Source organism: Streptomyces sp. NPDC029526, from assembly GCF_040637405.1.
Lineage (GTDB): Bacteria > Actinomycetota > Actinomycetes > Streptomycetales > Streptomycetaceae > Streptomyces.
In genome coordinates, this window is record NZ_JBEZWE010000001.1 from 1 (window position 1) to 12,602 (window position 12,602).

Consider the following 12,602-nt stretch of genomic DNA (forward strand, 5'->3'; position numbering starts at 1 on the left):
AACCTCGCCCCAGCTGATGCTGGAGACGGGGTATCAACATATCTGGCGTTGACTTTTGGCACGCTGTTGAGTTCTCAAGGAACGGACGCTTCCTTCGTACTCACCCTCTCGGGCTTTCCTCCGGGCACTTCCCTTCGGTCTTGCGTTTCCGACTCTATCAGATCCTTTTCTCGACCTGACCCCCAGTCAGCGGGGTTGCCGTCGGTCCGTGGGCTTTCGCCCGTCGACCTTTCGACGATCACTACGTTAACCGATATCCCGGCCCGATTCATAATCGGGCCCTGCGGATTCGAATTCGGGCATGGGAACATGACGAATTCGACCCCGCCGAGGGGTGATCGTAGGTAGTGGGTTGGCCGCTTCCGGCTGCAGGCGATCGCCGTACCCGGTTCAAGCGGCCCGGAGTACATTACGCGTCCCGCTGGGCCGAGTCAACTTCGGCGGCGCCTCGGCACGTGGGCGCGGTACGGGCTCACGGTCGGGTCGTCCGCGATCCAGTAGCGCCACGGGTGCACGGCCCCCTCGCCGGCCACTCCGGTGCGGCGTCCGTTGCGCACCTGGTGGGCCGGGACGGGCTGCCCGCCGAGCACCCTCAGCGGGGTGTCGTGCGGGGCGCAGGCGTCCGTGCCGTCGAAGGAGCGGTCGACCCCGAGTGCCGTGGCGAGGCGGGCGGGACCCTTGGCCAGTTCCTTGTCGTTGCGGGCCGAGAGGCGACGGGCTCGGGCGAGTTCCGCGCCCTCCACGATCTCCCCGGCGCGCAGCAGGACACCGCCGGCACGGTCCTCGGGGCCGCAGACCAGATTCATGCAGAACCACATGCCGTACGTGAAGTAGACGTAGACGTGGCCGGGCGGGCCGAACATCACGGCGTTGCGTGCGGTGCGGCCCCGGTAGGCGTGCGAGCCGGGGTCGTTCTCGCCGTCGTACGCCTCGACCTCGGTCAGGCGGAGCGCGATCGGACCGTCCGGAGTGCTGCGTACGACGATCCGGCCCAGGAGGTCGGGGGCCACGTCGAGGACGGGGCGGTCGAAGAACTCTCTGGGCAGAGGCGTACGGTCGGGGGTCGCGATCATGCCGTCCGAGGGTACTGGAGGCGGCTCGTGCCGCGGGGTGGTCAGGGGGCGCCGTTCTTGTCAGGGTGACGTCCACGGAACCGGTCACGGCCCGATCGCGTTGTTATGGAGCGACGGTCCGCACGACACGACGGTCCTCAGGACACGGACGAGCCACGGGCCACACAAGCCGCAGGGCGACAAGGGGAGACACATGGCGTTCAAGAAGCTGCTCGCGAGCCTGGGGGCCGGGGGCGCATCGGTCGAGACGGTGCTGCACGAGGTCAACGTCGTGCCGGGCGGCGTCGTCCAGGGTGAGGTGCGGATCCAGGGCGGCTCGGTGAACCAGCAGATCGAGGCGCTGTCGGTCGGGCTCCAGGCCAAGGTCGAGGTGGAGAGCGGCGACCAGGAGTACAAGCAGGACATCGAGTTCACCAAGTCGCGGCTCGGGGGCGCGTTCGAGCTGCAGGCGGGGGCGGTGCACGCGGTGCCGTTCGGTCTGGAGATCCCGTGGGAGACGCCGGTCACGATGATCGACGGTCAGGCCCTGCGCGGGATGAACATCGGGGTGAGCACCGAGCTGGAGATCGCGCGTGCGGTCGACTCCGGTGACCTGGACCCGATCAACGTGCACCCGCTGCCGGCGCAGAAGGCGATCCTGGACGCGTTCATCCAGCTGGGCTTCCGCTTCAAGAGCGCCGACATGGAGCGCGGCCACATCCGCGGGACGCGGCAGAAGCTGCCGTTCTACCAGGAGATCGAGTTCTTCCCGCCGCAGCAGTACCGCGGGCTGAACCAGGTCGAGCTGAGCTTCGTGGCCGACGAGCAGGCCATGGACGTCGTGCTGGAGATGGACAAGAAGCCCGGGCTGTTCAGCGAGGGCAGCGACACCTTCCGTTCCTTCACCGTGGGCCTGAACGACTACCAGGGCACCGACTGGGCCGCGTACCTGAACCAGTGGCTGTCGGAGGTCGGCAGCAAGCGCAACTGGTTCTAGGCTCGGTGGTGACCGAAGGCTGACGATTCAGGAGGTACCGAGGTGACCCAGGTGACCGAGCTCGCGCGGCGGCCGCTGCCCCACGACTTCCATCCGCCCGTGCCGTCCTTCACGGTGACGAGTGAGGACGTCAAGGACGGGGCGACGCTGGGGGACGCCCAGGTCCACGCCGGCGGGAACACCTCGCCGCATCTGCGGTGGGAGGGTTTCCCGGAGGGGACCCGGAGCTTCGCGGTGACGTGCTTCGACCCGGACGCGCCGACGGGCAGCGGTTTCTGGCACTGGGTGGTGTTCGACATCCCGGCCTCGGTGACCGAGTTGCCGACGGGTGCGGGCAGTGGGAAGTTCGAGGGTCTGCCCGAGGGCGCGGTGCACGTGCGCAACGACTACGGCAGCCGCGACTTCGGCGGTGCCGCTCCGCCGCCCGGCGACGGTCCGCACCGGTACGTGTTCACGGTGTACGCCGTGGACCAGGAGAAGCTCGGCCCGGACGCGGACGCCACTCCCGCCGCCGTGGGCTTCAACCTGCGTTTCCACACGCTCGCGCGAGCGCACCTGATCGCCGAGTACGAGGTGGCCGCCGAATCCTGACGGGATCCTGAACGGATCCCCGCGTTCACGGAACGTTTGCCCGCCCCTGGTCTTGGAATTGACCAGGGGCGGGCATTTTCTGTCTCGGGAGGTGCCGGAAGCCTCCCGTGGAGCAGCGGATATTGCGTTGTCCATCTCGGCGTGCCCGGCCAGAGTTGACCCCAGCCCGCCAGGGGGTGGGCCGGTGCGCACAGGAGGTGGGCTGGTATGCGGGACACGCTGGTACTGAACGCGAGCTTCGAGCCGCTGTCGACGGTGACGCTGAACCGAGCCGTCGTTCTGGTGCTCCAGGACAAGGCCGTCGTCGAGCAGGCCCACCCCGAACTGCGCATGCGGGGAGCCGCGGTCGACATACCGGCGCCCCGGGTGATCAGGCTCTGCCACTACGTGCGGGTGCCGTTCCGAAGACGGGCGCCCTGGTCCCGGCGGGGCGTGCTGGTGCGGGACCGTCACCGGTGCGCGTACTGCGGGCGGAGGGCGACGACCGTGGACCACGTGGTGCCGCGGTCCCATGGGGGTCAGGACACCTGGCTGAACACGGTGGCGTCGTGTGCGGAGGACAACCACCGCAAGGCGAACCGGACGCCGGAGCAGGCGGGGATGCCGCTGCTGCGCGAGCCGTTCGAGCCGACGCCCGCCGACGCGATGCTGCTGGCGCTGGGGGCCGCCGAGTTCGAGGCGCTTCCGGAGTGGCTGACGGTGGACGCCGCGTAGGCAGGTGTGCGCTACCACGGACGCCCCTCGCCGCCCGAGGTGTGTCCGCGGGGGCGACCGGCGTCGGCTGCCCTCCACGTACGGGCTCCCCGCACCCTGATCGGTGCGGGGAGCGCCAGGACGCGGTAGTACCGGCCGGGAGGAGGCGGGCCGGGTCAGTCGATGGAGGGCTTCTCGCGGCGTTCCTGGGCCGGGACGCTGCCGGTGGAGCCGCCGCCGTTGCCGCTCGTCCCGCCGCCGCCCATGGCGCCGAAGTTGCCCACCGCGCCGGAGAGGCCCTTCAGGGCGTCGCCGATCTCGCTGGGCACGATCCAGAGCTTGTTGGCGTCGCCCTCGGCGATCTTCGGGAGCATCTGGAGGTACTGGTAGGACAGCAGCTTCTGGTCCGGGTCTCCGGCGTGGATGGCCTCGAAGACGGTGCGCACTGCCTGGGCCTCGCCCTCGGCCCGCAGGGCGGCGGCCTTGGCCTCGCCCTCGGCGCGCAGGATCTGGGACTGCTTCTCGCCCTCGGCGCGCAGGATCTCGGACTGGCGTACGCCCTCGGCCTGGAGGATCGCGGCGCGCTTGTCGCGGTCGGCGCGCATCTGCTTCTCCATCGAGTCCTGGATGGAGGTGGGCGGTTCGATGGCCTTGAGTTCGACGCGGTTGACGCGGATGCCCCACTTGCCGGTGGCCTCGTCGAGGACGCCGCGCAGGGCGGCGTTGATCTCCTCGCGGGAGGTCAGGGTCCGCTCCAGGTCCATGCCGCCGATGATGTTGCGCAGGGTGGTGACGGTGAGCTGCTCGATGGCCTGGATGTAGCTGGCCACCTCGTAGGTCGCGGCCCGCGCGTCGGTCACCTGGTAGTAGATGACGGTGTCGATGTTGACGACCAGGTTGTCCTGGGTGATGACCGGCTGGGGCGGGAAGGGGACGACCTGTTCGCGCAGGTCGATGCGGTTGCGGATGGTGTCGATGAACGGGACGACGATGTTCAGGCCCGCGTTCAGGGTCCGTGTGTAGCGGCCGAAGCGCTCGACGATGGCGGCGCTGGCCTGCGGGATGACCTGGATGGTCTTGATCAGGGCGATGAAGACCAACACCACCAGGATGATCAGGACGATGATGATCGGTTCCATCGACGGTTCCCCGTACCCTTCTTCGCCTCGGCGCCTTCGGCAGGTCGTGTGCCTGGAAAGATCTTGCTGGTCGAGTCTGTCAGACCGCGGAGCAACTCGGGACCGTATCGGCCCAGTTGCGTCGTGTGAGGTCGCAGGACCGGTCACATGACGATGGCCGTGGCTCCCTCGATGTCGACGACGTCCACTTCCTGGCCGACCTCGTAGGCGTGGTCGGCCTCCAGCGCGCGGGCGGACCAGACCTCGCCGGCGAGCTTGATGCGTCCGCCGGAGCGGTCGACGCGTTCCAGGACGACGGCCTGTCTGCCCTTCAGGGCGTCGACGCCCGTGGAGAGTTGGGGTGGGCGTCCGGCACGGTGCCGGTTCGCGATGGGCCGCACCACGGCGATCAGGGCGGTCGAGACGACGGTGAAGACGACGACCTGGGCGACCGCGCCGCCGCCGAAGATGCCGGAGGTCACGGCCGCGGCCACGGCTCCCACCGCGAGCATGCCGAGTTCGGGCATCGCGGTGATCACCAGGGCGATGCCGAGTCCTGCCGCGCCGATCAGCCACCACAACCATGCGTCGATGTCCACATGGTCATGGTAGGACCGCACACCCGTCGCCGACAGGGCGCCGGTTGCCCGAAGTCGGCCGAAAACGGTTCAGGGGCAGGGGCCTTGACGGACGGTGGGGTGCCGCTCAGCCCATCGGGAGGCCCTGGGCGGTCCAGCGGTCGCCGACCTGTTCGACCACGAGGGGCAGCCCGAAGCAGAGGGAGAGGTTGCGGGAGGTGAGTTCGAGCTCCAGCGGGCCGGCGGCGAGCACCTTGCCCTGACGGATCATCAGGACGTGGGTGAAGCCGGGGGCGATCTCCTCGACGTGGTGGGTCACCATGATCATGGACGGGGCGATCGGGTCGCGGGCGAGGCGGCCGAGCCGGCGGACGAGGTCCTCACGGCCGCCGAGGTCGAGGCCGGCGGCGGGCTCGTCGAGGAGCAGCAGCTCGGGGTCGGTCATGAGGGCGCGGGCGATGAGGGTGCGCTTGCGCTCGCCCTCGGAGAGGGTGCCGAACCTGCGGTCGAGGTATTCGGACATGCCGAGGCGGTCGAGGAAGGCGCGGGCGCGCTGCTCGTCGATGTCCTCGTACTCCTCCTGCCAGCCGGCGGTCATGCCGTAGGCGGCGGTGAGCACGGTCTGCAGGACCGTCTGCTTCTTGGGGAGCTTGTCGGCCATGGCGAGGCCGGCCATGCCGATGCGGGGGCGCAGCTCGAAGACGTCCGTGCCGGGCCTGCCGAGGGTCTCGCCGAGGATGGTGGCGGTGCCCTTGCTGGGGTAGAGGTAGCTGGACGCGATATTGAGGAGGGTGGTCTTGCCGGCTCCGTTGGGGCCGAGGATGACCCAGCGCTCCCCCTCCTTGACCGACCAGGAGACCTGGTCCACCAGAGCCCGGCCCTCGCGGACCACGGATACGTCCTGAAGCTCCAGAACATCGCTCATGAGCGCGTTGTCTCCCCTTGCAGTGTGGCCGGTCTCGGCAGTCGCTTACGCCAGTGGCTCGGTCCGCCGCGCCGATCGGGCGCAGCCCTCCCTGAAATCTACGCCACCGGCCGGGCGGGGCGGTCCCTCGGTCCGGTACTCGGGCCGCTCGCGGGCCTGCCGCGGTGGGCCGGGGGCCCGCCTAAGGTGGGGGGATGCTGTCGGAACCACGCTCTGGACGCCTCGCCGCATGGGGAAATGCCCTTCTTGCCGGACTTGTCCCGCCGGATGACGCCGTAGGGGAGATCGTCGGCGAGGACGCCGTGCACCGGGTGGCGGGGCTGCCGGGCGAGCCGGTCCCGGTGGGGCTGACGCTGGCGCTGGGGCGGCTGCGGTCGCTGGGGGTGACCGGCCTGCGGGTCGCGCTGCCGGCGGCGGGGCATCCCCTGGGGCTGAGCGGGCCGCCGGAGTTCAACGCGCGGGCGCTGGAGGCCGGGGAGGCGGTGGTCTGCCACGGGGCCGCGCTGGGTCTGGTGCCGGAGGTCGCCGAGGCGGGGCCCGAGGGTGATGTGCACGTGGAGGTCGTCTGGCACTGTCTCGCGGTGCGGGAGGCGCCGCCCGCCGACGTGCCGTCGCTGGGTGAGGCGGAGCGGGAGCTGGCGGAGGCGCTGCGGGAGGCGACGGAGGTGCTGACGCGGCTGGACGTGGCCGGGTCGGGGCCGGTGGCCGAGGCGGCGATCGACGCCTACCGGGCGCGGGCGGAGCGCGGGCGGGAGGTGCTGGCGCCGGGGTACCCGCCGCGGGCGGTGCGGGTGCTGGAGCTGGCGCAGCGGGTCGGGGCGCTGGTGGCGCTGGCGGGGACCCACGGGCACGGGGGCGCGGTGAGCGCGGCGGAGATGGCGGCGCGCGGGTCGGCGCTGCGGCCGGTGGAGCGGACGGCGCGGCGGGCGCAGGTCGCCGCGTACAACGCGGCGGTGGAGGAGCGCGAGCGCGGCGTCCGCTGAGCGGGGCCGGGCCTCGGCCGCCCGCGGGGGCGTGGAGCGGGATGCGTGGGCCGCGGCCGAGGGCGCGCGAGCCGTGCGTCAGGGCGTGCGGGCCGCGGACGGGGCACGCGGACCCGGGGCCTGCCGATCGGTGGCCGCTTCCGGGGCGTGGCCCGGCACGCACCGCACGGCGTGGGCGCCCGCCAGGACGACGGCGTGGGCGCGGAAGCATCGGCGGCGACGGACGCGGACGCCGGCGCACGGGCGCCGCGGCGGAGCACGGCCGGCGCCGACGCGAGGGCGGGCCGGCGTCGGCACGGACGCGGACGGCCTCCCGGGTGGGGCCGGGAGGCCGGAGGTCACCTCGTCGGTACGGGGCGCGTCAGTGGTTGACGGCCAGGTTGCCGAAGGCCGGGTTCAGCAGGCCGATGACGTTGACGGTGTTGCCGGAGACGTTGACCGGGACGTCGACCGGGACCTGGATGACGTTGCCCGAGACGACGCCCGGGGAGCCGGCCGCGATGCCGTCGGCGTGGGCGCCGTCCGTGGCGGAGGCCATGCCCGTGCCGGCGGCGAGCAGACCGCCGGCGATCATCGTGACGGCCGCTGCCTTCTTCAGGTTCTTCACTTTCCAACCCCTCCTTGCGAGGCCGCGGCAGGCGCCGCGGCACGCACTGAGCAACGCCGAGGGCCGGAGAAGGATGCGCCATCCGGGGGACATTCCCACGACGGTATGAATCTCTCACCGGAGGGGAACCATCCGCCCGGCCGGGGCGTAGCGGGTCAGCCGGTCACTCCGTGCCGTACCGCCCACAGGGCGGCCTGGGTGCGGTCCGCGAGGTCCAGCTTCATGAGGATGTTGGAGACGTGCGTCTTCACCGTCTTCTCGGAGAGCACCAGGGCGCGGGCGATCTCGCGGTTGGAGCGGCCGTCCGCGATCAGCCCGAGCACCTCGCGCTCCCGGTCGGTGAGCGAGCCCGCCCGGCCGTGCCCCGGCCCGGTGTCCTCCTGCGCCAGGAGCGCGCCGGCCACTTCCGCCTGGAGCAGCACGTGCCCGGCGTGCACGGAGCGGATGGCGCCGGCCAGGGCGTCGGGGTCGACGTCCTTGTAGACGTATCCGGCGGCGCCCGCGCGCAGGGCCGGGACCACCGTGCGCTGCTCGGTGAAGCTGGTGACGACCAGCACGCGGGCGGGGTGGTCCAGCTCGCGCAGTCGGCGCAGCGCCTCCACGCCGTCCATGCCGGGCATCTTCACGTCCATGAGGATGACGTCCGGCCGCAGCTCCCCGGCGAGGGCGACGCCCTCGGCGCCGTCCGCGGCCTCCCCGACGACCTCGATGTCGTCCTGCACCTCCAGGAAGGTGCGCAGTCCCCGGCGGACCACCTGGTGGTCGTCGACCAGGAGCACCCTGATTGCGTCAGCCACCGGGGACCTCCATCTCGATCGTGGTGCCCTTGCCGGGCTCGGACGTCACGCCGAGGCTGCCGCCGGCGCCGCTCGCCCGGTCCCGCATGGAGACCAGTCCGAGGTGGCGTCCGGCACGGCGGACGAGGCGCGGGTCGAAGCCGTCGCCGTCGTCGGTGACCCGCAGGACGGCGCCGGCGCCCCGCCGCTCCAGGGTGACGTCGACCCGGTCGGCGTCCGCGTGCCGCAGGGCGTTGTGCAGGGCTTCCTGGGCCACGCGCAGCACCGCCTCCTCCTGGGCGGCGGGCAGGGCCCGTACGCCGTGGGCGGTGAAGGTGACCCGGGCGGTGTGGGCGCGGTCGAGGACCTGGACCTGGGTGCGAAGGGTGGCGACGAGTCCGTCCTCGTCCAGGGCCGCCGGGCGCAGCTCGACGACGGCGGCCCGCAGTTCGTCGGCGGCCTCGGCGGCGAGGGCCGCCACCTGCTGGAGTTCGCCCTTGGCCCGGGAGGGGTCGCGGTCGACGAGGCGGGCGGCGGCCTGGGCGGTCAGGCGCAGGGAGAACAGCTTCTGGCTGACGGCGTCGTGCAGTTCGTGGGCCAGCCGGGAGCGCTCCTCGGCGATGGTCAGCTCGCGGCTGCGTTCGTAGAGGCGGGCGTTGGTGAGCGCGATCGCCGCGTGCTGGGCGAGGATGCCGAGCAGTTCCTCGTCGTCCTCGGTGAAGCCACAGGTGCCCTCGGGTTTGGGGCAGTTCTTGTTGGCCAGGAAGAGGGCGCCGATGACCTCGTCGCCGTCGCGGACGGGCAGGCCGAGGAAGTCGACCAGGTCGGGGTGGGCGCTGGGCCAGCCCTCGAAGCGGGGGTCCCGGCGCACGTCGGCGAGGCGCTGGGGGGTGGCCTCGTCGAGCATCGCGGCGAGGATGCCGTGCCGGCGCGGGAGGGGGCCGATGGCCTTCCACTGGGCCTCGCTGACGCCGTCGACGACGAACTGGGCGAAGCCGCCGTGGTCGTCGGGCACGCCGAGCGCGGCGTACTGCGCGTCGAGCAGTTCGCGGGCCGAGGCGACGATCGTCTTGAGGACGTCGCGCACCTCCAGGTGCCTGCTCATGGCCAGCAGCGCGGAACTGACCGCGGCGAGGCCGGACCGGGGACGGTGGCTCATGTCCTCACGGTACCGGCGGGCGCCGGCGCCCCGGATCGGCCCGGCGGTCCCCCGCCGGGGGCCCCGGGACCTAGGTCGCGGGGCGGATCCGGGGCCGGTCGCGGGGCGGGGCGTAGGGCCGGGGGCCCGGGGCGCGCGGTGTAGGGCGAACGGACGCGGCGGAGTGCGTCCCCCGTCCGAGGCGGGGCGGGCGGCGCCGTCCCTACGTTGTGATCACGCCGTCCGAGCGGCGCACGACGAGAGGGGAACGACATGCCGGTGGCGATCATCACGGGGGCGTCGAAGGGGCTGGGGCGGGCGCTGGCGGGGGCGCTGGCGCAGCGCGGCTGGGACCTGGTGCTCGACGCGCGGAGTCCGGGGCCGCTGGCGGAGGCGGCCCGGCGGGTGTCCGCGCACGGCACGCGCGTGACCGCCCTGGCGGGTGACGTGGCGGACGCCGGGCACCGCGCGGAGCTGGTGGCGGCGGCCCGGCGGCTGGGCGGGGCGGACCTGCTGGTGCACAACGCGAGCGCGCTGGGGGCGGAGCCGCTCGTGCCGTTGGAGCGGTTGCCGCTGGACGGGCTGCGGCGGGCGCTGGAGGTGAACCTGGTGGCGGCGCTGGGGCTGGTGCGGGAGGCGCTGCCGCTGCTGCGGGTGTCCCGGGAGGGCACGGTGATCACGGTGAGTTCGGACGCCGCCGTCGAGGCGTACCCGGAGTGGGGCGGGTACGGGGCGTCCAAGGCGGCGCTGGACCACCTGGCGGCGGTGCTGGGGGTGGAGGAGCCCGGGCTGCGGGTGTGGGCGGTGGACCCGGGGGACATGGCGACGGACCTGTACGCGGCGGCCGTGCCGGACGACGACGCGCCGCGGCCGGAGCCGTCCGGGGTGGTGCCCGCCTTCCTGCGGCTGCTGGACGAGCGGCCGGCGAGCGGGCGGTACGCGGCGGCGGCGCTCGCGGGGGTCCGGCCGTGACCGTGGCGGTGCGGGTGCCCGCGGAGCTGTCGGCCCGGGTGCCGGCGGAGCAGCGGGGGCCGGGGCTCGGCCGGGACTCCGTGCGGCTGCTGGTCTCCCGGGGGACGCGGGTGACGCACCATGCCTTCGGGGAGCTGGGGCGGCTGCTGCGGGCCGGGGACCTGCTGGTGGTGAACACCTCGCCGACCCTGGCGGCGGCCGTCGACGGGCGGACGGGCGGCGAGCGGGTGGTGGTGCACTTCTCCACGCGCGGTGACGACGGCCGCTGGGCGGTGGAGCTGCGGGAGCCGGACGGGCGGGGCACCACCCGCCCGCGTGCCGCGCGGCGCGCGGGGACGGGGGTGCGGCTGCCGGGCGGGGCGCGGCTGGTGCTGGAGGAGCCGCTGAGCACCCGGGGCGACCGGTTGTGGTGGGCGCGGGTGAGCCGGGACGTCCTCGGGCTGCTGCGGGAGTACGGGCGGCCGATCCGGTACGCGTACACGGAACGGGACCAGCCGCTGTCGGCGTACCGGACGGTGTTCGCGCTGCCGTCGCCGGACGGGGCGGGCAGTGCGGAGATGCCGAGTGCGGGTCGCCCGTTCACCGCGGCCCTGGTGGCGGAGCTGGTGAGCCGGGGGGTGGCCTTCGCCCCGGTCCGGCTGGACACCGGGGTGGCGTCGGCGGAGGTGCACGAGCCGCCGTACCCGGAGCGGTTCGAGGTGCCGGAGGCGTCGGCGTGGCTGGTCAACGCGGTGCGGGCGCGCGGCGGGCGGGTGGTCGCGGTGGGGACGACGGCGGTGCGGGCGCTGGAGTCGGCGGCCGGTGCGGACGGTGTGGTGCGGGCCCGTGCGGGCTGGACGGACCTGGTGGTGACGCCGGCCCGCGGGGTGCGGGTGGTGGACGGGCTGCTGACGGGGCTGCACGAGCCGGAGGCGTCGCACCTGCTGATGCTGGAGGCGGTCGCCGGGCGGGAGGCGGTGGCGCGGGGTTACGAGGAGGCCTTGCGCGCGCGGTACCTGTGGCACGAGTTCGGGGACGTGCACCTGCTCCTGCCGCGGACGCTGCCGTAGAGGGGCGCGGGCACGTCGCGGGGGGCCGCCCGCGAACACCTCACCCAGTGCATTGCGTCAGCAACTGCGTGTGAGAAGGGAGAGGGTCCGATGTGAGGCCGGGCATAGGGCGCACATCACGTACGAACGGGAGTAGGAGATACATACCGCCCACGTGAGCGGCCCGTTCAGTCCAGCTTGTACCGATTTACCCCTACCGGGTCCACTACCCGGCTTCGTACGTCACACCTTTGCCACCCCATTTTGCGGCCGCTAAGAATGGCTGCCGTCGCTCAGCGCCGTGGGTCTTGCCCGCGGCGTTCGTGCCGGAAGCACCACTGTCCCCACCGGACCCCGAGCGACCTCCGCGCTATTCGAAGAGGTCCAACCCCCCATGCCGAAGAACATCCTCACCCGTGGTCACAGTCGCGCCCTGAGCCGCCATCACAAGATCGCCGCCGCCGGTGTCGCCGCCCTCGGTGCCGCCGCGATCGGGATCTCGGCCGTGCCGAGCGACGCGTCGACGACCGTCTCGAGCGAGGCAGCTGCTCCGGCAGCCGAGGTGGCCTACAGCACCGAGCAGATCACCGACGTCAAGGCCAGCGTCACCGACCAGCTCGCGGGCGCCAGCGTGAAGGCCGAGCAGATCGCGGCGAAGAAGAAGGCCGAGGCCCACGCGAAGGCCCAGGCCGCCGCGAAGAAGAAGGCCGCCGCCGCGAAGAAGGCGGAGAAGGCCCGCCAGGCCCAGGAGAGCGCCAGCCGCGCCGCCGAGCGCACGCAGGTGAAGAAGGCCGCCAAGAAGACCTACGCGAACAACCTCGACGGCTGGATCCGCGAGTCCCTCGACATCATGAAGAAGCACGGGATCCCCGGCTCCTACGAGGGCATCCACCGCAACATCATCCGCGAGTCCTCCGGCAACCCCAACGCGATCAACCTCTGGGACATCAACGCCAAGAACGGCATCCCGTCCAAGGGCCTGCTGCAGGTGATCCCGCCGACGTTCGAGGCCTACCACGTCCCGGGCACCTCGAAGAACATCTACGACCCGGTCGCCAACATCACGGCCGCCTGCAACTACGCGGCGGACCGCTACGGCACCATGGACAACGTCGACAGCGCGTACTGAGGTCGGCGCGGACCT

At 72.6% G+C, this 12,602-nt stretch carries 14 protein-coding genes; 7 read left to right on the forward strand and 7 right to left on the reverse strand.

Annotation, left to right across the window (positions count from 1 at the left end):
* Positions 1–431: 431 nt before the first annotated feature.
* A complete protein-coding gene (locus tag AB0F01_RS00005; protein WP_362088802.1) occupies positions 432–1,073 on the reverse strand; it encodes a DNA-3-methyladenine glycosylase in 642 nt (213 codons plus the stop codon).
* A gap of 193 nt (positions 1,074–1,266) precedes the next feature.
* Between AB0F01_RS00005 and AB0F01_RS00010 the strand changes: the two genes are divergently transcribed.
* The 3 genes from AB0F01_RS00010 (at position 1,267) to AB0F01_RS00020 (ending at position 3,354) form a co-directional block, all read left to right on the forward strand.
* Entirely contained in the window at positions 1,267–2,049 is a 783-nt protein-coding gene (locus AB0F01_RS00010; RefSeq protein WP_362088803.1) for a sporulation protein, read from the forward strand.
* A 51-nt stretch (positions 2,050–2,100) separates the two neighbouring features.
* Positions 2,101–2,640, forward strand: coding sequence for a YbhB/YbcL family Raf kinase inhibitor-like protein (locus tag AB0F01_RS00015; protein ID WP_362090146.1), 540 nt, complete (start codon positions 2,101–2,103; stop codon positions 2,638–2,640).
* Between the two features lie 207 nt (positions 2,641–2,847).
* Positions 2,848–3,354 carry an HNH endonuclease gene (locus AB0F01_RS00020; protein WP_362088804.1) on the forward strand — a complete coding sequence of 169 codons (507 nt, stop codon included), beginning with the start codon at positions 2,848–2,850 and terminating at the stop codon, positions 3,352–3,354.
* Between the two features lie 155 nt (positions 3,355–3,509).
* Here the strand turns inward: AB0F01_RS00020 and AB0F01_RS00025 are convergent, their stop codons facing one another.
* The 3 genes from AB0F01_RS00025 to AB0F01_RS00035 all read right to left on the reverse strand — a co-directional run bounded on the left by AB0F01_RS00025 (position 3,510) and on the right by AB0F01_RS00035 (position 5,954).
* Entirely contained in the window at positions 3,510–4,472 is a 963-nt protein-coding gene (locus AB0F01_RS00025; RefSeq protein WP_362088805.1) for an SPFH domain-containing protein, read from the reverse strand.
* Positions 4,473–4,615: 143 nt separating this feature from the next.
* Positions 4,616–5,050 carry an NfeD family protein gene (locus AB0F01_RS00030; RefSeq protein ID WP_362088806.1) on the reverse strand — a complete coding sequence of 145 codons (435 nt, stop codon included), beginning with the start codon at positions 5,048–5,050 and terminating at the stop codon, positions 4,616–4,618.
* Between the two features lie 106 nt (positions 5,051–5,156).
* Complete coding sequence (locus tag AB0F01_RS00035; protein WP_362088807.1) at positions 5,157–5,954, reverse strand: ABC transporter ATP-binding protein; 798 nt, start codon at positions 5,952–5,954, stop codon at positions 5,157–5,159.
* A 194-nt stretch (positions 5,955–6,148) separates the two neighbouring features.
* Here AB0F01_RS00035 and AB0F01_RS00040 point away from each other — a divergent pair, with 194 nt between their 5' ends.
* Positions 6,149–6,937: a hypothetical protein gene (locus tag AB0F01_RS00040; RefSeq protein ID WP_362088808.1), complete on the forward strand. Its 789-nt coding sequence runs from the start codon at positions 6,149–6,151 to the stop codon at positions 6,935–6,937.
* Between the two features lie 361 nt (positions 6,938–7,298).
* Here AB0F01_RS00040 and AB0F01_RS00045 read toward each other — a convergent pair whose 3' ends face one another.
* The 3 genes from AB0F01_RS00045 to AB0F01_RS00055 all read right to left on the reverse strand — a co-directional run bounded on the left by AB0F01_RS00045 (position 7,299) and on the right by AB0F01_RS00055 (position 9,479).
* Positions 7,299–7,544, reverse strand: a complete 246-nt coding sequence (locus AB0F01_RS00045) for a chaplin (RefSeq protein ID WP_362088809.1) — start codon at positions 7,542–7,544, stop codon at positions 7,299–7,301.
* Positions 7,545–7,699: 155 nt separating this feature from the next.
* Positions 7,700–8,341 (reverse strand): response regulator transcription factor, encoded by a 642-nt coding sequence (locus tag AB0F01_RS00050; protein WP_362088810.1) that lies wholly within the window; start codon positions 8,339–8,341, stop codon positions 7,700–7,702.
* Positions 8,334–9,479, reverse strand: coding sequence for a GAF domain-containing sensor histidine kinase (locus AB0F01_RS00055; protein ID WP_362088811.1), 1,146 nt, complete (start codon positions 9,477–9,479; stop codon positions 8,334–8,336). The genes AB0F01_RS00050 and AB0F01_RS00055 overlap by 8 nt, the downstream gene beginning before the upstream one ends.
* A 252-nt stretch (positions 9,480–9,731) precedes the next feature.
* On the opposite strand from AB0F01_RS00055, the gene AB0F01_RS00060 reads away from it, so the two are divergent.
* From AB0F01_RS00060 to AB0F01_RS00070, 3 genes are all read left to right on the forward strand, one after another.
* The gene (locus AB0F01_RS00060; protein WP_362088812.1) at positions 9,732–10,430 is read left to right on the forward strand and encodes an SDR family oxidoreductase; all 699 of its coding nucleotides are present in this window, start codon (positions 9,732–9,734) and stop codon (positions 10,428–10,430) included.
* Positions 10,427–11,479 (forward strand): S-adenosylmethionine:tRNA ribosyltransferase-isomerase, encoded by a 1,053-nt coding sequence (locus AB0F01_RS00065; protein WP_362088813.1) that lies wholly within the window; start codon positions 10,427–10,429, stop codon positions 11,477–11,479. The genes AB0F01_RS00060 and AB0F01_RS00065 overlap by 4 nt, the downstream gene beginning before the upstream one ends.
* A gap of 373 nt (positions 11,480–11,852) precedes the next feature.
* Positions 11,853–12,587 (forward strand): transglycosylase SLT domain-containing protein, encoded by a 735-nt coding sequence (locus AB0F01_RS00070; protein WP_362088814.1) that lies wholly within the window; start codon positions 11,853–11,855, stop codon positions 12,585–12,587.
* The last annotated feature ends 15 nt before the right edge of the window (positions 12,588–12,602 follow it).

Coding starts and splice junctions, on each gene's coding strand:
- AB0F01_RS00035 (WP_362088807.1), bottom strand. CDS start 5,954: ATGAGCGATGTTCTGGAGCTTCAGGACGTATCCGTGGTCCGCGAGGGC.
- AB0F01_RS00040 (WP_362088808.1), top strand. CDS start 6,149: ATGCTGTCGGAACCACGCTCTGGACGCCTCGCCGCATGGGGAAATGCC.
- AB0F01_RS00060 (WP_362088812.1), top strand. CDS start 9,732: ATGCCGGTGGCGATCATCACGGGGGCGTCGAAGGGGCTGGGGCGGGCG.
- AB0F01_RS00025 (WP_362088805.1), bottom strand. CDS start 4,472: ATGGAACCGATCATCATCGTCCTGATCATCCTGGTGGTGTTGGTCTTC.
- AB0F01_RS00020 (WP_362088804.1), top strand. CDS start 2,848: ATGCGGGACACGCTGGTACTGAACGCGAGCTTCGAGCCGCTGTCGACG.
- AB0F01_RS00005 (WP_362088802.1), bottom strand. CDS start 1,073: ATGATCGCGACCCCCGACCGTACGCCTCTGCCCAGAGAGTTCTTCGAC.
- AB0F01_RS00070 (WP_362088814.1), top strand. CDS start 11,853: ATGCCGAAGAACATCCTCACCCGTGGTCACAGTCGCGCCCTGAGCCGC.
- AB0F01_RS00055 (WP_362088811.1), bottom strand. CDS start 9,479: ATGAGCCACCGTCCCCGGTCCGGCCTCGCCGCGGTCAGTTCCGCGCTG.
- AB0F01_RS00010 (WP_362088803.1), top strand. CDS start 1,267: ATGGCGTTCAAGAAGCTGCTCGCGAGCCTGGGGGCCGGGGGCGCATCG.